The organism is Streptomyces sp. NPDC004667, assembly GCF_040609475.1.
Classification (GTDB): domain Bacteria; phylum Actinomycetota; class Actinomycetes; order Streptomycetales; family Streptomycetaceae; genus Streptomyces.
In genome coordinates this window covers 1-21,695 of sequence record NZ_JBEXKC010000071.1, presented here as the reverse complement: position 1 = coordinate 21,695, position 21,695 = coordinate 1, and the positions used below count along the sequence as shown (strand labels likewise).

The window sequence follows — 21,695 nt, the reverse complement described above, 5'->3', positions numbered from 1 at the left end:
CCGGAGGGCCGTGGGTGGGCCGGGAGTGGTGGCGCGGCGGTTCGGGGACGTTCAGGACAGGTCGCGTGCCTGGCGGCTGACGCGGTGGGCCGACCAGGCGAGCACCGCGGCCGAGCGGGCGGCGAGCCACAGGATCGCGGAGCCGTCCGAGGCGCCGGGCGCGGCGGACACCGCGTGCCACAGCCACGGGGCGATGACGAAGCCGGCCGCCAGGGCCGGGGCAAACCGCCACAAGACGAAGGGCACCGCGGCGTACCAGTCGAGGGACAGGGCCAGCAGGTCGTAGCGGGGCGCGCCCCGATAGGCGCCGACCAGTGTGCTGCCCACGAGCGACGGTCCCGCCAGGAGCAGGGCCGTCGCATAGGTGGCGAGGTCACCGGTGGGCATGCCCGGGAGTCGGGCGACCAACCAGGTCGCCGCGGCCGCCGCCCACAGCAGGAGCACGGGTACCGCAAGGTGTCCCACCGCGAGCACGCCGGGCGGGTAGGGCAACAGGAGGGCGCGCCGTGGCCGGTCGGTGTCCTGGTAGGCGGGCTCGGCGAGGGCGACCGCCGCCAGGTAGAGGGGCACGACAAGGACCAGGCCCATCGCCGTGGCCCGGAGCGGCCCCACCGGACCGTGGGGGCTTTCGGTGAGCCACCGGGCGAGCAGGTGGGTCGCGGTGGCGCCGGTGCCCAGGGCCGCGAGGGACGCGATCAGCCGGCCGGGGTGGCGCAGTATGACGACGGCGTCCCGCCACAGGATCACCGCCCACCGCGACCGCGGCATGCGCAGGCGGCCCCGTCGCCGTCCGGCGGACTGCAGGACGAGCGTCAGCGCGCGCAGGTCCAGCAGGGTCGCGCCCTGGGCTGCCTGGCGGCTGGTGCCGCTGCGCTGGAGCAACTCGGCCGTCGGAATGGCCGCGGCCGCTCCGAAGGCCGCCCGCAGCGCGACGGCCGCGCAGAGCAGGAGGGCACCGAGCGCCACGGACCAGGCGAGCAGGTCCCCTTGGGCCGCGCCGGCCGTTGCCCAGGCCGCCCAGCCCCCGGGCCCGCAGAAGGCGGCCAGGGGGGTGGCGGCGGGAACGGCCGGGCCTACGAAGACGATCGCGCAGCCTACGACGGCCGAACCGGTGCCGAGGGCGCGTGCCCGCCCGGCCAGGTCCGGCCGTACCTCGATCAGCGTCCCCACGGCCACCGCGAGCCAGGCGAGGGCCAGATGCGCTCCGAGGGCCACGGGCAGTGCGGTGGACCGCGAGCGGCCTTCGAGCAGCAGTGCGAGGGCGGCCGTCAGGGTGCCGGTGAGCAGACCCACGACGGTGGCGACGGCCACGGCGCGTGCCAGGCGGGGGCGCAGCAGCCGTCCCCGGTCGCCGGGCAGCGGCAGCAGCCAGGTGATCTCGGCCGTGCCCAGCAGTACGGGGCCCAGCCGTACGCACGTGGCCAGTTGGCCCGCCCACAGCAGCAGACCCGAGGCGACGAGGACGGCGCGGGTGGCGGCGCCTGCGGGGGTGTCGAGGGCGTGGCCGATGGCGGGGGCGGTCCGTACCAGACCGGCGAGGACCACGACGGTCGAGAGGGCGACGCACGCCCACGACCACACGTCGTCGAAGCGCGGGCGTCCCGAACCGCGGGCCCGGCGGGCGCGCGCCACCTGTGCCATGGCGTCGGCGGTGGCGTTCTCCTCGTCCCTCGCGAGGCCGGTGGTCACCGCCATGGCGTAGCCGCCGCCGCACGGGTGACTTCGGCGGGCGTGCCGAGGGCCGCGACGCGTCCCCGGTCCAGGAGCAGGACCCGGTCGGCGGCCTCCTCCACGGTCGCCCGGTCGTGCGACGCCAGCAGGACCGCCGTGCCGGCGGCTTTCGCCGCCCGCAGTGCGGTGGCGAGTCGGCGCCGGGCGCCGGTGTCCAGTCTCTGTTCGGGCTCGTCCACGACGATCAGACGGGCCGGACGCACCAGGACCGCGGCGAGCAGGAGCATCTGGCGCTGTCCCGCAGACAACGCCTCGGGGAACGCGTCGGTCCGGTGGTCCAGTCCGAGTTCCGCCAGCACCCGCTCCGTGGCGGACCCGGCATCCTTGCCCATGCCGTGCGCGGTGGCGACCAGGCGGATGTGCTCACCGACCGTCAGGTCGGGAAGGCACTCGGCCCCGTCGAGCAGCAGTGCGACGTCGCGCCGGAAGGCGGCGTCCGCCTCGCGCGGTGGCCGATCGGCGAAGAACACCTCCCCTTCGTCGGCTTGTTGCCGGCCGACGCAGACCCGCAGCAGCGTCGACTTGCCGGATCCGTTGGCGCCGGCGAGGGCCAGGCCGTGCCCCGCTCGCAGGTCCAGGTCCACGCCGTCGAGCACGGCCGCGTCACCGTAGGCGATGTGGATGCCGGTGGCCCGCAGCACGGTCGCCGGGGCGGTGTCCGCTTCTTCACTCATGTCCGGTCGCTTTCCTTCGCGTTCGCCCGTACGGCCGCTCCCGGCTGCGCGGCACGGAGCCCGTCGGCCACCTCCGCCAAAATATATTCATCACGCACGAATATGCCCAGGCGGTTCAGGGGCATGTAGGTGTGGGAGACGATCAGGCCGGGTGTGGCGCCGTCGTTCAGGGAGGCGGTCGCAAACGGCAGCGCCGTGGCCAGGGAGAGCTCCGACGGGAACACCGCGGACGTACGCACCGCCGGCCCGGTCGCGCCCACCTTGGTGGACCCATGAGTACTGCGGCCGACTCGGCCGCCCTGCGGGCCGGTTCCTCTGCCGGGAAGACCTCCCAGGGAGCGGACCGGGACCAGCCGCGCCCGTACGCAGCGTGCAGCCTCAGCTGGCGCTCGATCGAATCGCCGGACGACTGCGGGCGCGGAGCGAGCGCTGCGGCCTTGAGGAGGACCTCAACGGACCTCAAGGCCCAGCAGCCTCGGCCTGGGCTCGTCGAGAGCGGATCCGGCGGCGCGCAGGGACAGTCGGCTGGAGAGCATGAAGGCTTCCTCGGCCGTCTCCAGGGCCGGCCCGGTTCCGTAGCGTGCGGTCTCCGGTTGGTTGGGCGCCGGATGGACACCCGGCGCGAGCACGGTGGCCGCCACCCTGAGGCCCACCGTCGGGTCGCTCGCCGTGGAGGCGGCCGCGGTGCCCTGCGGGGCGTGCGATGGCGACGCCGGCAGGCCTCCGGCCACCGCGGTGGCGGAGCCGCCGATCCATGCTCTGCGCCTGCATACGTTCGACATGACGTTCTCCGGAAATCGAGTCAGGGCGTTCCGGCCACGCGACACGGCGGACGGAAGGGTGCTCGAATGTCGGTCCGGCGGAATCTCCCGGCCGACAGGCGGTGAGGGCTACGAGGTGACGGTGACCTCGACGAGGACGTGGTCACGGCGCTCGGGGTCGACGGCCTCTCCCGCGCCCCGGAGCCTTCGTGCCCGCGCGTCGTCCCAGGCGTGCGCGCTGCGGCGGGCGGGCGGGGGCCCGGTGGCCGCGCAGGCTGGTGGCGGCGTAACCGGGGTGGACCACGTGCGCCATCACGCGGGATCCGGCCCGCGTCAGCCACCTCTGGAGCTCGTGGGTGAAGAGCGGCATCCCTGCCTCAGGCGGGCCGGGCGGGGCGACGGCCCGGGGCTTCAGGGAGCCGGCCCGGGGCCGGCGGTCTGCGACGGCGGAGCCGGGCGCGGCCGTCGGCGCCGGAGGTGGTGCCAGGCCGCCGCGGCTGCGCCGGTGCCGACGAGGAGGCCGGCCGGCCAGGCGTAGGCGGTTCCGGTGCCGGCGGCGGATGCCGGGGGTGGCGGGGCTGCGGGCGGGGCGGCCGTTCCGGCTTGTTGAGGCTGGGGCGGCGGTAGGAGCGAGCCGATCGGCTCCACCCGGCCGGCGGCGGCGAAGCCCCAGTCCAACAGGGCCCGCGTCTCCTCGTACACCGCGAAGGCGCCGCCCTGCTGGGGGTTCATGACGGTGACGAGGAGGGTGCGGCCGTCCCGTCGTGCGGCCGTGACCAGGGTGTATCCGGCTTCGGAGGTGTAGCCGTTCTTGACGCCGACGATGCCCGGGTAGACGCCGACACCGTCCTCGCCGGTCAGCAGCCGGTTGGTGTTCTCGATGCCGTACGTCCAGGCCGGCCGCCCCTCGGCGTCCGTGTCCCCGGGGAACTGCGCGTCGGTGAGGGCCGCGTAGCGGGCGAAGTCGGGGTCGGCGAGCCCGGCCCGGCCGAAGACGGCGAGGTCGTAGGCGGAGGACACCTGGCCTTCCGCGTCGTAGCCGTCCGGGGAGACGACGTGGGTGTCGGTCGCGCCCAAGGCGCGGGCCCGGGCTTGCATCTGGGCGGCCGTCTGCGTCCAGCCGCCGTTCATGGAGGCCAGGACGTGGACGGCGTCGTTGCCGGAGCTGAGGAAGACGCCCCGCCACAGGTCGGGGATCCGGTAGGTCAGGCCGGCGTCGAGCCCGACGAGGCTGCTGCCCTCACCCACGTCGGCGAGTTCGGCGTCGGTGACGGTGTGGGTACCGCCGCGCGGCAGGTGGGGCAGGGCCGTCAGCGCGAAGAGGGTCTTCATGGTGCTGGCGGGCGGCAGTCCCAGGTGGGCGTTGTGGGCGGCGAGCACCTCCCCGCTTCCGGAGTCGGCCACCAGCCAGGACAGTGCGGACAGGTCGTCGGGCAGGGCGGGGGCGCCAGGGCGGGGCCGGACCTGGACCCCGGGGCGGTGCAGCAGGGCGGGGTCCGGCGGGGCCACGGCGCGCGGCGGAGCGGGCTCGGCCGGCGCCGCGGCGCCGGTGAGCGGGGGCATGAGGACGACGCTCGCGCCGGCTGCCAGGGCTGTCGCCCGGGCGAGGAGCCTGCGTGCTGACGGGCTGAGGGCCATCCGGCCACGGTAGGGAGGCCTGCGGGGGTTCGCAGCCCGGCATGGGCCGAGCGGAGCAGCGCCCTGGGCCGAGTGGGCACCGTCATCGATCGTGCCGGTGCTCCCCCGCGGCCGAATCGCGGCCCTGCCGCGTTGTGCGTACGCCCTCGCGGCAGTCCTGCCGCGTCGCGGCGGCGCCGTGCGGGGCATGACCGGTGCGGTGTGGACCGCCGGTGAGGGGCGGCCGCCTCGAAGGACGAGCGCCGGCCCCGAGGTCGAGCCACGTGCTGGGCCTCCGGCACCCCGCCGACGAGGACGAGGACGCCAGCCGGCCCGTGGTGGACGGCCTCAGGATCGCCCGGCGTATCTCCGCTGCCCAAACGCAGACCGGCAGGGCGGCTGGAACGCGAGGTGCGCCGAACGGCGAGGTATGCACGGGCGCGGCGGTCGCCTCCGACGAGGGGCCCGCCCATACGCCCGGCCCACCGGCGGTCCGCCCCACCCCGGCGAACGGCGTGGTCACCGTCCTGTGAGGTGGTGACACGGCAAAGGGCCCCGGCCTCCGTGAGGAGGCCGGGGCCCTGATCGAGCGCTGGGCAGGCCTTGCACCTGCATTCCCCCACGGGAAGTGGGGTGTCTTTCCTTGGACCACCAACGCGAGCCCCGCGACCGGGAGTCCCGGCTGCGAGCACAAGATCGAATATACCCTACGGGCCGGGTGGAGCGGGTGGTTCCTCCCCCGAGTACGTGTCCGTGAGTTCGGCACCGATCCGGGCCAGCCACTGCCGTACCTCGGGCGGCTCCAGCACCTCGACCCCGGCCCCCAGTCCGGCCAGATGGCCCGCCAGGGCCTTGGCGGCCGGGCCGGCCACCCAGACCTCGGTCCAGCCGTCGGGCAGCGGACCGCCGACGCGCACACGGCCGCCGAGGAACCGTTGCAGCAGGGGCAGCGTGTCGGGGCGGACGCGGGCCCGGGCGGTCACCGCGTGCATGCCGTCCTGGAAGGCCCCGGACAGCGCCCGCCACGCCGTGCCGAGCTCGAAGTCGGGCGGCCGGACCACCGGTTCGCCGGTGGGCTCGACGGAGGTGACCCGGCTGAGCCGAAAGGTGCGCAGGCCCTTCTCCGTACCGGCGACCAGGTAGTCCACCCCCGCCTTGGCCACGAGCCCGAGCGGGTCGACGGTACGCTCGCCGGCCGGTTTGCCGAGGCCCGCGTACCCGAGGCGGACGCGGATCCCGTCCACGACGGCGGCCTGGAGCGCTGAACGGTGGGCGGCATCGGCGGTGACGGCGTTGCGGGACCAGTCCGTGGCGTCGACCACCCCAGCGCGGGTCGCGGCCTCGGCCTGCGGCCTCAGGGTCGGCGGCAGGGCCCGGACCAGCTTGCGCAGGGCGGTGCGCAGTTCGGGGGTGGCCGACAGGGGGCCGGTGATCAGGAAGAGCGCCCGGATCTCCTCGGCCGTCAGCCCCGTGAGGTTGGTACGGGCCCCGCCGACGAGGGACCAGCCGCCGCCGCGGCCGCGTTGCGAGTAGACGGGGATGCCGGACGTGGCCAGGGCCTCCAGGTCGCGGCGCGCGGTGCGCTGGGACACCTCCAGTTCGGCGGCCACTTCTGGGACGGTGACGCGGCCGCGCTCCTGGAGGAAGAGCAGGGTCGCCACCAGCCGGTCGGCTCTCATGCGTTCTTTCCTCCTGCGTGGGCGGGCTCGTCGTCGCCTTCGCATTCTCTGCGGAAAACTGGCCGGAGGATGGCCACTTTTGCTTCCAGGATGTACGTATGAACAACACCGAGCAGCTCGTCGAGACGCCGTCCGACTCCACCGGTACCGCCGCCGCCCGCTCCGGCCCCGCCTCCGCCTCCGCCTCTGCCTCTGCCTCTTCTTCCTTCGATCCGCGGGCCGACCTCGCCGCGGCCGTCGAGCTGGCGGGCCGTACGCTGGCCGCCGTCCGGCCCGAGCAGTACGACGCCCCGACCCCTTGCGAGGAGTTCGACGTGCGGCGGCTGTCCAGCCACCTCGTCGCCGTCGTCCGCCGGATCTCGGTGATCGGGCGCGGCGAGGACCCGTTCGGCGTGCCGTCCTTCGCCGACGAGATCCCCGACGGCGGATGGGCGGCGGCCTGGGAGCCGGGTGCCCGCGAGGTCGCGCAGGTGTGGGCGGATCCGGGCGTCCTGGGGCGGCAGCTGCGCCTGCCGATGGGCGTCCTGCCGGGTGCGGCCGCCGCGGCCGTCTACACCCACGAGCTCACGGTGCACACCTGGGACCTGGCCAGGGCGACCGGACAGGACCCGGAGTGGGACCAGGCCCTGGTCGAGCGGGTGATCGACGTCGTACGTCGCGCACTGCCGGCCGAGACCCGTGGCGGGCGGATCCCCTTCGCCGAGGTGGTCGCCGTGGACGCCGGGGCCCCTGCCATCGACCGGCTGGTGGCCTGGGCCGGACGCCGCCCCTGAGGGGCCTCGGGGCGGGCGGACCGAGGTACGGGCCGTCGTACGCGGGTGACGGCCCGGCCACCGGGCGCCCGCGGGCCGGCGTCGGTACACGAACAGGCGGTCGCAGGCCGGGACGGTCAGGTGGTTGTGCGTTGGCACGGGCTCGCCGTGCAGCACCACGTCATTGGGGGCGGTCTTGAGGCAGTCCGCCTTGTGCCCGCTGGGCGGGACGATGTCCCGTCCCCTGCGTGCGGTACTGCACGTCCTGCCACAGCGGGTCGGTGTCCGCGGGACTGCCGCAGAGGGGCTGCACCGGGCCCGGCGGGCAAGGGCTCGGGCAGGCGGGAGGCGACGGTTCCGCGGGCAGGGACAGCCCGGCGTACCGCCGGAGCCGGGCGGCGGACGCGCCGCCGCAGACGCGCTGCCGGCCGCCCCGGTCGGCAGGGCGCCCGCACCCAGGGCACCGGAAAGGGCCACGAGCTGACGCCGGGGCATGCCGTTCGGCGTGCCGGTCGCGTTCATGCGAGGCCTTCTCCGATGGTCGACGAACGCTGCTTCGGCCGACCAGTCCAGGCACCGGAGCGCCCGCCTCCCGGGAGGGGGCGGGGGGAGCGCCCAGGATTGAGCCGGAAGGCGGAACGGCACCGGCCCCGGTACCCGTGCAGTCGCCGAGCAGCCCCGGCGGTCCTGCGCCGCTGAACTCCCGACCCGCGCGAATCCCGTACGCGCCCATCGGATCCGCGTGCCGGCCGAGCAGGTGCCGCCGGGGTGTTGCGCCGACGGAGCCGGGCACCGTACGACGGGCTCGCCCCGGTGCCGGAGTTGCCTTCGAGTCCACTCGATGGTGTTGGCTGGTGGGGAAACACCGCGACGTGCTGACCATACGGATGACGAGTTTCCTCGAGGAGCACACCATGACGCAGAAGATCTGGTTCATCACCGGTGCCTCACGCGGCTTCGGCAGGGAGTGGGCCATCGCCGCCCTCGAACGCGGCGATTCGGTGGCCGCGACCGCACGCGACCTCTCCACGCTGGGCGACCTCCGCGACAAGTACGGGGAGCGACTGCTGCCCCTGCGCCTCGACGTGACGGACCGTGACGCGGACTTCGCCGCCGTGCGGCAGGCGCACGAGCGGTTCGGGCGCCTCGACGTGGTGGTCAACAACGCCGGATACGGCCACTTCGGCATGATCGAGGAACTCACCGAGGCCGAGGCGCGCGCGCAACTGGAGACCAATCTGTTCGGTGCCCTGTGGGTCACGCAGGCGGCGCTGCCGTTCCTGCGTGAGCAGGGCAGCGGCCACATCCTCCAGGTCTCCTCCATCGGGGGCATCAGCGCCTTCCCGCTGGTCGGGATCTACCACGCGTCGAAGTGGGCGCTCGAAGGCATGAGCCAGGCGCTGGCCCAGGAAGTGGCGTCGTTCGGCATCAAGGTCACGCTGATCGAGCCCGGCGGGTTCGCCACCGACTGGGCGGGTTCCTCGTCCAGCACGTCCGAGCCGCTGCCCGCGTACGCCGACCTCCACCAGGAGGTGCAGGAGCAGCGCCGCGAGCGCGTCGGTACGCCGGGTGATCCGACCGCGTCCGCCGCGGCCGTGCTGAAGATCGTCGATGCCGACGAGCCGCCGCTGCGCTGCTTCTTCGGTTCGGCGCCGCTCGGCATCGCCAAGGCCGACTACGAGCGGCGTCTCGCGGTGTGGGAGGAGTGGCAGCCCGTGGCCGATCTGGCGCAGGGCTGAGCAGGGGCGCGAGACCGGGCGCACGGAGCGGGCGGCCGAGGGCGGAAGCCCGTGCGACGATCTCCGGGCGGGGGCCGGTGGCAGTGGTCTCCGCCCCGTCGGGATCGCTTCCGGACCGGGTGCCCGGGGATGTGGCCGGTGCCCGGGGCCCCTTCGGTCGTCTCGCTGTGCGGTCCGCCCGGGAGGCGGGCAACGAGGCGGCCGACGGCTTCCCAGCCGGAACATGTGCGGTCCCCGGAGCGGCGCCGACCGTCCGGCTGCGCGGTTCTCCTTCGACGTGGGCCGGGTGTTGTCCGCCGACGTGTGGTCAGCTCCGGAGGGGTCTGACGGTCTGCCGGTGGGAAGCCTCGCCCGCGGTGCCCCTGTTCGCGTCCGCGGCGTGTGAGGTTCCGCCGAGGGTGAGGGTACTGAGCAGGACCGCGGTGGAAGTGGCGGCAGGTCCGCATGAGCAATGAGGACATCAAGGCGTTCTGCGGCCTGCTGCTGACGGTGGGCGCCGAGGCCACGGACAAGGCCTGTCGGCCGATCCGCGGCAGCTCGCGGCCGCCAGGCGGACCGGGCGCTGATCGACCGGGCCTTCCCGAAGACGCTGCGCCACAGCCGCCCGTACACATGATCATGCGTCAGGCCGCTGTCGAGGTAGTACTGAGCGGTGGTGCCGCGCCGGCCGGTGCCACCGTCGCCTGCCTGATCGGCGCGGCCGACCGCGACCCCGGGCGCTACAAGGATCCGGACCGCTTCGACGTCTTCCGGGACCGCCTGACGGCGACCACGGCCTTCTCGGCGGCCGCAGACCACCTGGCGTTCGCGCTCGGACGGCACTTCTGCGGCGGCGCCCTGCCGGTCGGGGTCGAGGTCGAGATCGCCACGAACCAGGTCCTCGACGCCATGCCGGACCTGCGGTCGGCATCCGGCTACGACCCGGCCGAACAGGGCGTCTTCAGCCGCGGCCCGAGGGCCCTCGTCGTGGACTTCACCCCACGCACGGCCTGAGCGGTGGCGTTGCCCCTCCCGGGAGCCGCCGCTCGCGCGCCCCTGGTTGAGCACCCTGCGGCGGGGTAGCGGATCGGCATGGCACTCGAGAACTCTTCCGCACCCGCGACCGGTTACGTGCAGCCCGAGATCGACGTCGCTTCGCTGACGGCCGTCCTCGACGGAGAGTACGCCGGGATCCGCGACCTGGTCCGCGGCAACCTGACGACGTACTCCTCCATCCTCGACGAAGCCGACGAACTCGGCATCGACGCGTATCGCGAGCGGGTGCGGGAGATCGTCGTCAAGATGGCCGCGACCGGCCAGACCGGCATGGGGTTCCCCGCCGAGTACGGCGGGGGCGGGGACGTCGGGGCATCGATCGCCGCGTTCGAGACCCTGGCCTTCGGCGATCTCTCCGTCCTGGTGAAGGTGGGCGTGCAGTTCGGCCTCTTCGGCGGCGCGATCCTGCACCTGGGGACCCGGCGCCACCACGAGGCCCACCTCCCGGACCTGATCACCGGGGCGCTGATGGGCTGTTTCGCGATGACCGAGACCGGCCACGGCTCCAACGTGCAGGCGCTCGGCACGGCCGCGACGTACGACAGCGCGGCCGGGGAGTTCGTCATCACGACCCCCGACGACCACGCCCGCAAGGACTACATCGGCAACGCGGCCCGCCATGCCGAACTGGCGGTCGTCTTCGCCCAGCTGGAGGTGGACGGCAGGTCGCGGGGCGTGCACGCCTTCGTCGTACCGCTACGGGCCGGTGGCAGGACGGCGCCCGGCGTCCGGATCGAGGACGACGGCCGCAAGATGGGGCTCAACGGGGTGGACAACGGCCGCATCTGGTTCGACGGCGTACGGGTACCGCGCGAGGCGCTGCTCAACAGGTTCGCCGACGTCACGCCGGAGGGCAGGTACGAGAGCGCGATCGATGATCCCAACCGGCGCTTCTTCACCATGCTCGGCACCCTGGTGCAGGGCCGGGTCAGTGTCGCCGGTGCCGGGACCAGCGTCGCCAAGGTCGCGCTGACGGTCGCCACGAAGTACGCGGCGCGGCGCCGGCAGTTCGGGGTGGGTCCGGGCTCCGAGGAGCAGGTCCTCCTCGACTACGGGCTGCACCAGCGCCGCCTGCTGCCTCTGATCGCCCGGACGTACGCCCTGCACGCGGCGCAGGACGTCGTGCGCACCCAGTTGCACGAGGTCTTCTCCGGCATCGAGGACGACGCGCGGGCGCGACGTCGGCTGGAGGCACGGGCGGCGGGCATGAAGGCGCTCAGTACCTGGCACGCCACCCGCGTCGTCCAGGAGTGCCGCGAGGCATGCGGCGGCGCCGGCTATCTCGCCGTCAACCGGTTCGCCGCGCTGAAGGGCGACAGCGACGTCTTCACCACCTTCGAAGGCGACAACCACGTCCTGCTGCAGCTCGTGGCCAAGGGGCTGCTCACGGATCACGCGAGCGAGTTCGAGGAGCTCGACCAGCTCGGCATGGTCCGCTACGTGACCGGCCTGGCCGTCGAAACGGTCATCGAGCGGACCTCGGCGCACAAACTGCTCGAACGGGTACGCGATCTGCTGCCCGGGGGCGACGCCTGGGACCGCGAAGCCGGGCTGCTCGACCCGGAGTACCAGTTGGCCATGTTCCGCTTCCGTGAGGAGCACCAGCTCGCCGGGCTGGCCCGGCGGATCAAGCGCGGGATCGACCAGGGGCGGGCGGCGGGCGCGGTGTTCTCGCAGGTCCAGGACCATGTCATCGCCCTCGCCCGTGCACATGTCGAGCGGCTGGTCGCGGAGGCCTTCGTGGACCAGGTGCGCGCTCTGCCCAAGGGAGGTGGGAAAGCGGCCCTGGGACTGCTGTGTGACCTGTTTGCCTTGTCGGCGATCGAGGCGGACCGGGCGTGGTTCATGGAACACGGGCGGCTGACCGTACAGCGTTCCAAGGCGATCAGCCGCGAGGTGAACGACCTCTGCGGCAAGGTGCGTCCGCTCGCCGTCGACCTCGTCGACGCCTGGGGCGTTCCGTCCGCCGTGCTCCGGGCGCCGGACCTCGTGGACTGACCGGTCGCCCGCCAGCCACCGAGCCGGACAGCCGCGAGCTCGTCTCCTGGGGTGCGCGTCGCGCCGCATGGACGATTTGAGGCAAGCATGCCAACCCCTGCGGTCAAGATCCGCCACGTCACGGGTCTGTCCCAGCAGCCAGGTGGCCGGGAACCGGCGAGTAACCGTGGCTCGATCCGGCGTCGTGGCTGGTCGGCGAAGCGTCCTGACGAGGTGGTGGCACTGTGCGTGTAACGGGAAGGTATTAGGGGGTGGCCGTGCGGAACGGCTCGACGGTCCGGACGGGTCCTGGTGGTCAGAGACCTTCGCTCGTACCGACCCCGTACCGACCCGTACCGGTTCCGAGCGGCCGCCCCTGCCGACTGATTCCGAGGAAGCACCGATGCGCGTTCACAAACTCACCCTCGCCGCCATGGCCGTTGCCGCCGGCCTCACGCTCACGGCGTGCCAGAACGGCGAAGACGGGGCGGCACAAGGCTCCGCGCCCGCCGCTTCCGCCCCGTCCGTCCCCTCCTCGTCGGGCGGCGGTTCGAGCGCGGGAAGTGCGAACCAGGGCAGCGGAAAGGGCTCCGCCGGGACGGGCTCCAACGGGAAGGGCACGGCCGCCGGGGCCGGGGCTGGGGCCGGCTCCGGTGACAGCGCCAAGGGCGGCAAGTGCCGCACCGATGACCTGGAGATCACGGCGAGCGACAGCACCGTCGGAGGCGACGCCGAGGGCACCGTCGCGGTGCAGCTGAAGAACCGCGGGAGCGCGGACTGCACGCTCTCCGAGTACGCGGGCGTCGACGTGAAGACGAGCGCGGGATCGCTGTCCGCGAAGCGCACCGGCGAGCACCCCGGCCCGGCCGTCCTCAAGAAGGGCACGTCCGTCTACTTCGGCGTCACCTATCCGCTCAACTCGTCGGGCGGCTCCGGCGTCCGCATCACCGGGCTGGTCGTGACCCCGCCGGACGAGACGAAGTCGGTCTCCCTCGCCTGGCCGGGCGCCGCCACCCTGCCCGTCACGGACGGCTCCGGTTCCCCGATCAAGGTCGGCCCGATCGGCAGCGCCGGCCAGGGGGGCTGACCGGGGGACTGACCAGGGGGCCGACCGGGCGGGGCCTTCTCGGCGCGGCGACCCCGGGCGGTGTGCCCGCTCTGGTCCGCAGCGGGGCGGCCTCGCCCCGTACCCGGTCACCCGTACCCGGTCACCCGTCACCGGGCCGTCGGCCGCCGCCAGGTGATTCCGTTCGGGCTTCTGGCTTCTGGCTTCTGGGCACCTGCATGACGCACAGGTGTCATTCGGGCAGAAGGCGGGAAGTCGCACTCAGGACGACGTCCAACCACACGGCAGACGGGCAGGGGCAGGCAGCGTGCGCATCGATCTCTCCGGGAAGACGGCTCTGGTCACGGGTTCCACCCAGGGCATCGGCGCCGCCATCGCCGCCGGGCTGGCGGCGGCCGGCGCGCGGGTCGCCGTCAACGGCCGGGGGAAGGAGTCCGTCGACGCGGCGGTGGCGCGGCTGGGCTCGGAGGGCGGTGGCGTGTTCTTCGCCGCGCCCGGCGACATCGCGACGGACGAGGGCGCGGAGGCCGTCTTCGCGGCGGCACCTGACGTGGACATCCTGGTCAACAGCCTCGGGATCTTCGGCGCGTGTCCGGCTCTGGAGATCGCCGACGCGGAGTGGCGGCGCTACTTCGACACGAACGTGCTGACGGCCGTACGGATGACCCGGCACTACCTGCCGGGCATGATCGAGCGCTCCTGGGGCCGCGTCCAGAACATCGCCAGCGACTCGGCCGTGGCGATCCCGGCCGAGATGATCCACTACGGCATGTCGAAGACCGCCCTCCTCGCCGTGTCCCGCGGCTTCGCCAAGGAGGCCGCCGGGACGGGCGTTACCGTGAACTCGGTGATCGCAGGCCCGACGCACACCGGTGGGGTGGAGGACTTCGTCTACGAGCTGGTGGACCGGGACCTGCCCTGGGACCAGGCGCAGCGCGCCTTCATGCGCGAGCACCGGCCCCAGTCGCTGCTCCAACGGCTGATCGAACCCGAGGAGATCGCGAACATGGTGGTCTACCTGAGCTCACCGCTGGCCTCGGCCACCACGGGCGGGGCCGTACGGGTCGACGGCGGCTACGTCGACTCGATCCTCCCCTGAGCGGGATCGGGGCGGGGATCGGGGCGGGAACGGGTACGGCCGTTCAGCCAGGCCTCGGCCTCGCCCGGGCTGCGCAGGTGGATGACGCGTAGCGGGGCGAACCGTGGGTCGGCGGCGCGCCGCCCGATGTCGGCCCGTCGCTCGGCGTGCCGGGACCAGGCCCACCACACCGGATGGTCCCCGCGCAGCCACTCGCGCCACCGCTCGCGGTTCCCTCCGAACAGGCGCTCCCGGAGCAGGCTCCGGCGCAGTGAGCGCCGCAGGACCCGCCGCATCACCACGCACCGCGGGAAGTCGAGCCACACCACGGCGTCGGCCCGCTCCCACATGAGGTCCCGGACCGTCTCCGGCCCCTGGCCGTCCAGCACCCACCGCTCCCCCGCCGCGATGCGGGCCGTGTCCTCGGCGAACGTGGCACTGACCTGCCACGCGGGTCCGGCGAAGTGCAGGGCGTCCAGCTCGTGGAAGGGCAGGCCGAGCCTCCGCCCCAGCGCACGCGCCAGGGTGGACTTGCCGGCTCCGGTGATCCCGAGGACCAGGACGCGTTCCACACCCGGATCCTGCCACCGAGACCGAGTCCGGGCGTCGCGGTCACGGCCGGGGCGCCGGATTTGGTCGTCATTCTGGCGTACGGGACGTTCACCGCGTCGGCCGGAGCCGGTGGTGTTGCGCCACGCGAGGTGGGGCTTGCGCGAACAGCGGCCGAAGACAACGCAGAGCGCCCGCAACGCGCTCCGGCATCTTCTGCGCCTGCTGATCGGCCGGCTGTCTGTCCGCACGGCCGACTCACCGAATCATGCGGGATCCGAGTACGGGCAGGAGCCGGTCGGCCAGTACGCGGCGAGCTGGTTCGGAGGACAGCCACAGCAATGTGTGGCGGGTGCCGTCCGTCATCGTCACGGCAAGGCCCGCCGTAGTGAGACCGGGGTGCAGACGGGCGTGCGCGATGCCGTCGAAGGGGATGACCTTGTTGGTACGGTGCGCCCCGAGGACGGCCACCGGGTCGTAGCCGATCACGCTGGTGGCGGTGTGTTCCCGTATGCCGGGGCCGATGGATTTCACGACGGTGTCGACGAATCCGCCGCGTACGCGGACCAGAGAGTCCGGCAGCAGCCACAACTCGCCGTGGACCCAGTCGAGCCAGCCCGTCGTGCAGCTGGCAGCGAGCAACTGGGCGTGCTGCACCTTCAGGCGGGGAGCGCGCTGGACGGCGTCGTCCAGCAATGCGTCCCATGCGTCGAGGGAGCGGACACGCACGCGTTCCTCCAGCAAGCCCAGGGGTGCCTGGTACGTCAGAGCTGCCGTCCCGTCGAATTGCAGCTCGATGGACAGGGCCACACCCCAGTCTGGTCCCGCGATCCACACAGCGACTGCCTCGGTGGCCGCATCCGGACCGCTCTCGGCCGACACGTGTGAACCCGCTTGATGCCGCCACTGGACGGGCGATACGGACAAGCCCTCTGCGAGCCACCGCCGCCTGTGGAGGTCCAATCGTGCTCCGGCCATGTGCAGTTCTATTCGCTGCGTCATCCCTACAGCATCGCTCGTCGAAAGGGCCAGCAGACGATGCCTTCGGCCTCGATGGCCATCGCGAAGTCAAAGCAGGCGGTCTCGGGCGCGGCGTACCGACTGTGTTTCGTCGCCTGGGGCGGCCTGTTTCGCCGGGATCCCCAGGTTGCAGGCCTCCCACAATCCTCTGTGTCAGACCTCGGTGTCAGACTGGCGGCAGAACGAAGCTCCGGAAGGGGCAGAGCGGTGCGGCGGGCCGGCGGCGCGAGCCCGCCGGTCGGCTGCTGGCGGAGGGTGTCCCATTTAGGGGGTTCACACCTCCGGTCCCCCGCCCGGTGCACCCCTCCAGACACCTCTGCAGCCCCTTCCGGTGCAACCCCCTCCGGAGCCGGGGAGGCTTGCCGAGGTGCGCTGGAGGGGTGGCGGCCGGGTCCGTGGCGTGCCCCGGCCGCCGGGCAGTCGGATTGCGGGTCCAGCGGCCCGATCAGCCCGTGCACGGGTCATGTCTCCGAGGCAGAGCATGGGACCACTCAAGCTGCACAAGCCGCGGGGACCGAAGGGGCGTCAGTGCCGGCCGGACGGCCGGACGCAGAACAGCTCGGTCCGCAGCACGGGGGTGCCGTCGACCGGTGCCGGCTCCTCCGTGGTCGGCTGGATTCCTCCGGCGGCGACCTTGTCGAGCGTTGCCAGGCCGTCGGGGCCGACCGTGCCGAACACCGTGTAGTTCGGTCGGAGTGCGGAGTCGCCGTAGACGACGAAGAACTGTGCACCGTTCGTGTCCGGCCCGGCGTTGGCCATCGCCAGCAGGCCGCGCCCGTAGAGGCGGCGCGCGCCGGTCGGATCGGTCGGCGCGGGGGGCAGGTCCACCGGGAGCTCATCCTTGTACTTGTACCCGGGCCCGCCCTCACCCGTACCGGTCGGGTCGCCGCACTGCAGGACCTTCAGCGTCGGATACGCCGTCAGGCGGTGGCACACCGTCCGGTCGTAGAACCCGTGCCGGGCCAGGTGCAGGAAGCTCTGGACCGTGCACGGCGCCTTGGCCTGGTCGAGGTGCAGCGGAAGGGGGCCCTGGCTGGTCGGGACGGCCATGTCGACCACGCCGCGGCTGGGGGTGCGACGCGGGTCGGGCGGCAGCGGAACACGGCGCGCGGGCGGCTCGTCCGGGGTCTGTGTGTACTGGCAAGGGCCGTGCGTGGTGCGCGGCGGAGCGCCGTCGGAAGCGGTGGCGGCACCTCCCCCGGACACGACCAACGTCACGGCCGCCAATCCGCTGATCAGTAATCGGTTCATCTCGTGAGCCCTCCTGATGATCGCCGGGATTCGGAGCGGTCGCAGTCTAAGGGCGTGATGTGGTCGGCGGGAATGGTCCACGGAACGGGAGCCGCCGGGGCCCGTCCCGCGACGAACAGCAGGGCGCGGCCTCCACCCTCGACGGTGCCCGGCAGGCACGTGGGCGGACTGGATGCGCGGCCGAGCACACGCCGCTCCGCCGCCGTCGCGTCCTCGCCGGGTTCAAGGGCCGCCTCGGGTCCGTGCAGGTCCTCGGCGAAAGTGTCGACGCCAAGAAACCTTGGCTCGCCTGCGGGTCCACCTCAGCGGAACGCGGCGACGTTGCGGGCTGCCCGGTCGGCGAACGGGAACGGGGCGCGGCCCAGGGTCCGCCGGAAGTCCGGGCTGACGCGCAGCTCGGCGGGGGGGGAGCCGGGGATGTGCAGGGTGTCGTCGGCGAGTTCGGCCGGCATGCTCCGGGCCGTGGCAGGCTTGGCCTCGTCGTGCCGCGAATGCGGTCGAGGTCTTCTGCCGTCCGGCCGCGGGCCAGAATGGCCATGCCGTCCTCGCGCAGAAGGATGTCCTGGCCCAAGAACCACCGGATCGCGTCATCCTCCTCACCGATGGGATATGCAGGGAACGGCAGCCGGACGACGTTCTCTTCCAGCAGCTCGGTGCTGCCTTCGTCCGGGTCGGGGAAGTCGCAGAGCTCCTGATCCGCTTGCAGGGACTCGGGCAGCACGATCTCAACGGAGCAGAGGGAAAGACGCGCCGGCCAGTCCTCCCACCGCTCGGCTTTCTTGTCCGCAAGGTCAGGCCGTACGAACACCGCAGGGTCGTCGACCTGGAGGCTGCCGAGGAGGAGGCCCCAGGATGCGGCTCCCTGCTTCTCGTGGCGGAAGACCAGGGCCTCCTTCGCATCGTCCACATGCAGCTCGGCCGGGCTGAGCAGCACATCGTGGTTGCTCGTGAGGTCTCGACGGCGCCCGAACAGCAGATGCGGCTCACGCAACGCCGCCGGCAACCGGACGCCCAGCCGCGCCTCGGCAGCGGCCGGATCGGTCTCCGCCCACCCGTCACCGCTCTCCAAGACATCAGCCCAGTGGGCAGCGAAGCCCTGGACGGCCGGCGCCTGTCGGTGTCAGCAGGAATCCGGGTGGGGAGGGGAGACGTAGATCGCGGACAGCACCCCGTCGCCTGCCACCTTGACCGGGACGGGGGCGGTGGTGTCGACCAGTTTCAGGTCGTACGGCAGGGACCGCAGCGGAATGTCCTCGCCGAGGTAGGCCACCGAGACCGTGCCGCGACAGGCTGACGGCCCCGGCGGCGCGGTGTCGGGTACCCGGCCGTCCTGCGGGCCGGCCGCGTGGGAGGCGGTGCCGATCAGGGTGTACGAATACTCGTAGCGGGCCCCGCTGACGGGGGTGGCCTCGTGCGTCTTCTTCAGGTCGACCCAGTAGTGGGCGAGCTTGACCGAGACCGCCTCGCACGGACGCTTGATGTCCTCCGGGGTGAAGTTCAGGCCGGAGGAGTCCAGGGTCAGACCTTTGGTCTGGTAGTCCCCGCTGGAGCTGCGGAGTTCCTTCAGGTAGCCGGTCAGCTGCTCGGCGCTCATTGCGGCGGTCCGCACGCACTCCTTGGGCGCGGTGGGCATCGGGCTCGCGGCCGGGGCGGCGGAGCCGGTGGCGGGCGCGTAGTGCACGAGACCGGAGGGCGTGGCAGCCGGGGCCTGGGCGGCAGGCTTGCCACCGCCTGAACATCCCGAGACGGCCAGCAGCGCGGCCACGAGGGTGGCGGGCAGTACGGACAGCGCACGCGCGCGGTGCATGTGTCCCTCCAGGTGCGAATCGAGACGGCTTCCCCGGGCAGATCCTCTCAAGCGCGGAAGGAAGCGCGCAGGCGTTCGGATCAGGAATCGGGCTGAGGGTTGAGGGTTGAGGGTTGAGGAGCATCCGCCTGACGTGCGGAGTTCGGGTTGAACCCCGAGTCGGGCGCGTCGTCGCGGCGCTTCAGCCCGGTTGTGGCGGTCAGCGGCCGGTGTTCGGGACGGCTGTCGGTGGCCGGGTGGGCGGCGCCGGTTGTGTCGCCTCCTTCGTGCTCGCCCGGTCGCCTCCCCCGCACGTGCGGGAACTCGTGGTCTCGTCGCGCACGTGCGGGGCGACGTGGAACCAACTGCGGCCGAAACGCATCCTTGAACATGTTCAGTGATCATCTTCTGGGGGGGGTTCCCTTGTACGCACGACGCAGAAAGACTGCGATCTGGCTCTCGACCGGCACGGTCCTGACCGCTGTGACGTACATCGGCTGGTGGTCGTACGGGGCCGGTTTGGAACTGGACGGCAAGGCGCCCGTCTCCTGCGGCCAGGCCATCCGCTTCCTCCGTACCGCCCAGCCCCCCGAAACCGCGCGGAACAAGAGCTGCACGAAGGGCCAGTGGCAGACCACTTGGTACGACATGGACTTCGAGGCGACGCGTGAGGAGGCGGAAGTGTGGCTACACACCACCTACCCGGGCGCGAGCGTCAGGCGCGACTGTCTGGAAGCCGATCTCTGCTCGTCCCCCGGTGTCGACGTGGACGGCGACGGTCGCACCGACCTCATGGACGTCGGCATCCGTTTCAAGGAGCACGGCCTCGCACACGTACGCGTCCACGGAGGCACAGTGGACTGACGGCCCTCGGCGCGGACCGTCGAGTTCTGCCCGGGCGGTGTATGACGCCTTCCGGCCTCGGCCCGTCGATGCTGTGTACGCGGGCTACGGGCCCGGCGCGCCGTCCGCGGTACGCCAGTGAGCAATGTGGCGTCCGCTCGATTCCCGTGCGAGGAGTTCTCCCTTCCGCCGTGGGAGCGTCGGGGCTCCAGGCTCCACCGGGGACGGAAGGGCGAGAGGTATGACCAAGTCAGGGCGCAGGTTCGGCATCACCGCGGTGGTGGCCGCCGTGGTGACCGCGATGATCACTTTTACGGGATTGCAGGGGGCCAGCGCGCTGGACCAAGGGCGCCGCGGCTGGGACCACTTCGGGTTCGGGGTGCCGTGGGAGGAGTCCTACGGGTACTCGCAGGGCATCAGAGCCGGGGACACGATCTACATCTCGGGGCAGGTGTCCCATGACGCGGCCGGTAACTTCGTGGGCGCCGGCGACTTCGAGAAGCAGGTGCGCACGTCGTTCGACAACCTGGACAAGGTGCTCGCGCACTACCGGGTCCCGCGCAGCCAGATCATCAGCATGAAGATCTTCACCAAGGACCTCCGCAAGAACTTCGACACGGCCGCCAGACTGCACAAGGAGTACGTCGGCAACCACCGCACGACCGACACCATCGTCGGTGTCACCGACATGTCGGTCCCCGAGCAGCTCGTGGAGATCGAAGCCATCGTCAAGGTCTCACCGCGCTCCTGACCGACGGCCGAGGACCCCCCGCGGCCGGCCGGCTGCCGGCGTCCTGCCGATGGTGGCGGGTGGCGGCGGCGACCGGCCGCGGCCGTCTCCCCGAGCGGGTACCAACGCGGGGCGTACCGGTAGTCCGTCCCGCAGGGCTTCGTCGCGGGCCCGGCGCCGCCGCGGGTGGCCGGGCCCGGTGCTTCCCGGTGCGATCCCTCGCGCCGTTTCATGGCTGTTGTCCCTTGTCGCGATCTGGTGAAGATCGTTAGCATTTCCCGCAGTCGCCCTCTGGGGGTGTGGAGGGGGCAGCTGTGTCAGAGGCACCGGCATTGGCGGGGCGGCGGGAGGAGATCGCCGCGCTCGCCCGGGCGGTCGAAGACCTCTACGCGGGTAGAGGTACGGTCCTCGAGGTCGCGGGAGACCCCGGCATCGGAAAGACCGCCCTGCTGAACCTGCTCGCCCGGCTCGCCGCCGAACGGGGCGCGAACGTACTGCGGGCCCGGGCCCGTTGCGGTGAGGCCAAGCCGTACCAGGTGTTCCGCGACGCCTGGAAGCGGGCCGCGCCCCCGGCGGCCGGTTCCCGCCTGCCCGCCGAGCCCGGGCCGCCGTGGGACACGGCATCGGATCACGAGCTGGTGCGCGCCCTGCTCGACGGGTGCGCGCGCCGGGACGGCGGCCGCGGGAGCGTTCTCGTCCTCGACGACCTCCACCACGCGGATCCCGCCTCGGCCCGGCTGGTGGAGGCCCTCGCCGAGGAATGCGCCGCGCGCCCCCTGGTCCTGGCCTTCGCCCTGCGGCCCCGGCAGACTCCGGCGGCCCTGCTCGCCGCCCTCGACGCCGCCTCGCACACGGGGCACCTCGTCCGGGTGGAACCCGCTCCGCTGGACGCGGCGGCCATCGCCTCCCTGGCCGGCGGCTCCGGGCCCGCCGAGCGGCTGGCCGCATGCTCCCTGGGCAACCCGCGCGCCCTGCGCGTACTGCTGGCGGCGGGGTACGACCCCGACGAGTGGCCGGCGCGGTCCGAAGCGGCGGCGGGCCCGCTGCTGCGTGCCGCGGCGCCGGTGTTCGCCGAACTCGAAGCCCTCCCGGGCGACTGCGCGGAGGTGCTGGCCGCCGCCGCCGTCCTCGGAGAACCCTTTCGCCCCGGCGACGCCGCGCACGTGGCCGGGTATCCCGTGGACCGTACCGCCGTCGCCCTCGGCGCCCTGGCCGCCGCCGACCTGATCCGCTCCGGCCCCCCGGCCGGCACCCTGGTCTTCCGCCACCCCGTACTGGGGCACCTCCTGCACCACCGGATGAACCCCGGCCTGCGGCACGACGCCCACCACCGCGCCCTCGGCCTGCTCGACGCCCGCGGCGCCGGGTCCGCCGCCCGCGCCCGGCACGCCGAACACGCCCTGCCGG

General features: G+C 72.9%; 19 protein-coding genes and 1 pseudogene. 9 read left to right on the top strand and 11 right to left on the bottom strand.

The features are described from left to right. Positions 1 to 51: 51 nt before the first annotated feature. The 6 genes from ABZW32_RS30265 to ABZW32_RS30240 form a co-directional block, all read right to left on the bottom strand. A complete protein-coding gene (locus tag ABZW32_RS30265; RefSeq protein ID WP_356221868.1) occupies positions 52 to 1,689 on the bottom strand; it encodes a DUF6297 family protein in 1,638 nt (545 codons plus the stop codon). After that, positions 1,686 to 2,405, bottom strand: a complete 720-nt coding sequence (locus ABZW32_RS30260) for an ABC transporter ATP-binding protein (protein WP_356221865.1) — start codon at positions 2,403 to 2,405, stop codon at positions 1,686 to 1,688. Before ABZW32_RS30260 ends, ABZW32_RS30265 begins: the two co-directional genes overlap by 4 nt. Beyond that, the gene (locus ABZW32_RS30255) at positions 2,402 to 2,665 is read right to left on the bottom strand and encodes a hypothetical protein (RefSeq protein ID WP_356221863.1); all 264 of its coding nucleotides are present in this window, start codon (positions 2,663 to 2,665) and stop codon (positions 2,402 to 2,404) included. The genes ABZW32_RS30260 and ABZW32_RS30255 overlap by 4 nt, the downstream gene beginning before the upstream one ends. A 189-nt stretch (positions 2,666 to 2,854) precedes the next feature. Then, the gene (locus ABZW32_RS30250; RefSeq protein WP_356221861.1) at positions 2,855 to 3,187 is read right to left on the bottom strand and encodes a lantibiotic dehydratase C-terminal domain-containing protein; all 333 of its coding nucleotides are present in this window, start codon (positions 3,185 to 3,187) and stop codon (positions 2,855 to 2,857) included. Positions 3,188 to 3,577: 390 nt separating this feature from the next. Further along, a complete protein-coding gene (locus ABZW32_RS30245) occupies positions 3,578 to 4,804 on the bottom strand; it encodes a serine hydrolase (RefSeq protein ID WP_356221858.1) in 1,227 nt (408 codons plus the stop codon). Positions 4,805 to 5,490: 686 nt separating this feature from the next. Further along, positions 5,491 to 6,462 (bottom strand): WYL domain-containing protein, encoded by a 972-nt coding sequence (locus ABZW32_RS30240; RefSeq protein WP_356221856.1) that lies wholly within the window; start codon positions 6,460 to 6,462, stop codon positions 5,491 to 5,493. A 98-nt stretch (positions 6,463 to 6,560) separates the two neighbouring features. On the opposite strand from ABZW32_RS30240, the gene ABZW32_RS30235 reads away from it, so the two are divergent. From ABZW32_RS30235 to ABZW32_RS30210, 6 genes are all read left to right on the top strand, one after another. Then, entirely contained in the window at positions 6,561 to 7,235 is a 675-nt protein-coding gene (locus ABZW32_RS30235) for a TIGR03086 family metal-binding protein (protein WP_356221853.1), read from the top strand. Between the two features lie 893 nt (positions 7,236 to 8,128). Further along, positions 8,129 to 8,953 (top strand): SDR family oxidoreductase, encoded by an 825-nt coding sequence (locus ABZW32_RS30230; RefSeq protein WP_356221850.1) that lies wholly within the window; start codon positions 8,129 to 8,131, stop codon positions 8,951 to 8,953. 444 nt (positions 8,954 to 9,397) lie between these two features. Further along, the gene (locus ABZW32_RS30225) at positions 9,398 to 9,946 is read left to right on the top strand and encodes a cytochrome P450 (protein WP_356221848.1); all 549 of its coding nucleotides are present in this window, start codon (positions 9,398 to 9,400) and stop codon (positions 9,944 to 9,946) included. 78 nt (positions 9,947 to 10,024) lie between these two features. Next, positions 10,025 to 11,986 carry an acyl-CoA dehydrogenase gene (locus ABZW32_RS30220; protein ID WP_356221845.1) on the top strand — a complete coding sequence of 654 codons (1,962 nt, stop codon included), beginning with the start codon at positions 10,025 to 10,027 and terminating at the stop codon, positions 11,984 to 11,986. Between the two features lie 382 nt (positions 11,987 to 12,368). Further along, the gene (locus tag ABZW32_RS30215; protein WP_356221843.1) at positions 12,369 to 13,052 is read left to right on the top strand and encodes a DUF4232 domain-containing protein; all 684 of its coding nucleotides are present in this window, start codon (positions 12,369 to 12,371) and stop codon (positions 13,050 to 13,052) included. Positions 13,053 to 13,338: 286 nt separating this feature from the next. Then, entirely contained in the window at positions 13,339 to 14,130 is a 792-nt protein-coding gene (locus ABZW32_RS30210; RefSeq protein WP_356221840.1) for an SDR family oxidoreductase, read from the top strand. Here ABZW32_RS30210 and ABZW32_RS30205 read toward each other — a convergent pair. From ABZW32_RS30205 to ABZW32_RS30185, 5 genes and pseudogenes are all read right to left on the bottom strand, one after another. Continuing rightward, a complete protein-coding gene (locus ABZW32_RS30205; RefSeq protein WP_356221837.1) occupies positions 14,106 to 14,681 on the bottom strand; it encodes an AAA family ATPase in 576 nt (191 codons plus the stop codon). The two genes, ABZW32_RS30210 and ABZW32_RS30205, sit on opposite strands and share 25 nt — an antisense overlap. A 235-nt stretch (positions 14,682 to 14,916) precedes the next feature. Next, the gene (locus ABZW32_RS30200) at positions 14,917 to 15,468 is read right to left on the bottom strand and encodes a hypothetical protein (RefSeq protein ID WP_356221835.1); all 552 of its coding nucleotides are present in this window, start codon (positions 15,466 to 15,468) and stop codon (positions 14,917 to 14,919) included. A 735-nt stretch (positions 15,469 to 16,203) separates the two neighbouring features. After that, the gene (locus tag ABZW32_RS30195; RefSeq protein ID WP_356221832.1) at positions 16,204 to 16,929 is read right to left on the bottom strand and encodes a peptidylprolyl isomerase; all 726 of its coding nucleotides are present in this window, start codon (positions 16,927 to 16,929) and stop codon (positions 16,204 to 16,206) included. A 302-nt stretch (positions 16,930 to 17,231) separates the two neighbouring features. Continuing rightward, a pseudogene (locus ABZW32_RS30190) lies at positions 17,232 to 17,411 on the bottom strand (NmrA family transcriptional regulator); the annotation flags it as partial. A gap of 638 nt (positions 17,412 to 18,049) precedes the next feature. Continuing rightward, positions 18,050 to 18,736 (bottom strand): hypothetical protein, encoded by a 687-nt coding sequence (locus ABZW32_RS30185; RefSeq protein ID WP_356221829.1) that lies wholly within the window; start codon positions 18,734 to 18,736, stop codon positions 18,050 to 18,052. A gap of 402 nt (positions 18,737 to 19,138) precedes the next feature. On the opposite strand from ABZW32_RS30185, the gene ABZW32_RS30180 reads away from it, so the two are divergent. The 3 genes from ABZW32_RS30180 to ABZW32_RS30170 all read left to right on the top strand — a co-directional run. After that, on the top strand, positions 19,139 to 19,579 hold the full coding sequence (locus ABZW32_RS30180) for a hypothetical protein (protein WP_356221826.1): 441 nt from the start codon (positions 19,139 to 19,141) through the stop codon (positions 19,577 to 19,579). A 220-nt stretch (positions 19,580 to 19,799) separates the two neighbouring features. Next, positions 19,800 to 20,309: a RidA family protein gene (locus tag ABZW32_RS30175; RefSeq protein ID WP_356221823.1), complete on the top strand. Its 510-nt coding sequence runs from the start codon at positions 19,800 to 19,802 to the stop codon at positions 20,307 to 20,309. Between the two features lie 293 nt (positions 20,310 to 20,602). After that, positions 20,603 to 21,695 (top strand): ATP-binding protein (locus ABZW32_RS30170; protein ID WP_356221821.1); only part of this gene is annotated, 1,093 nt, incomplete at its 3' end.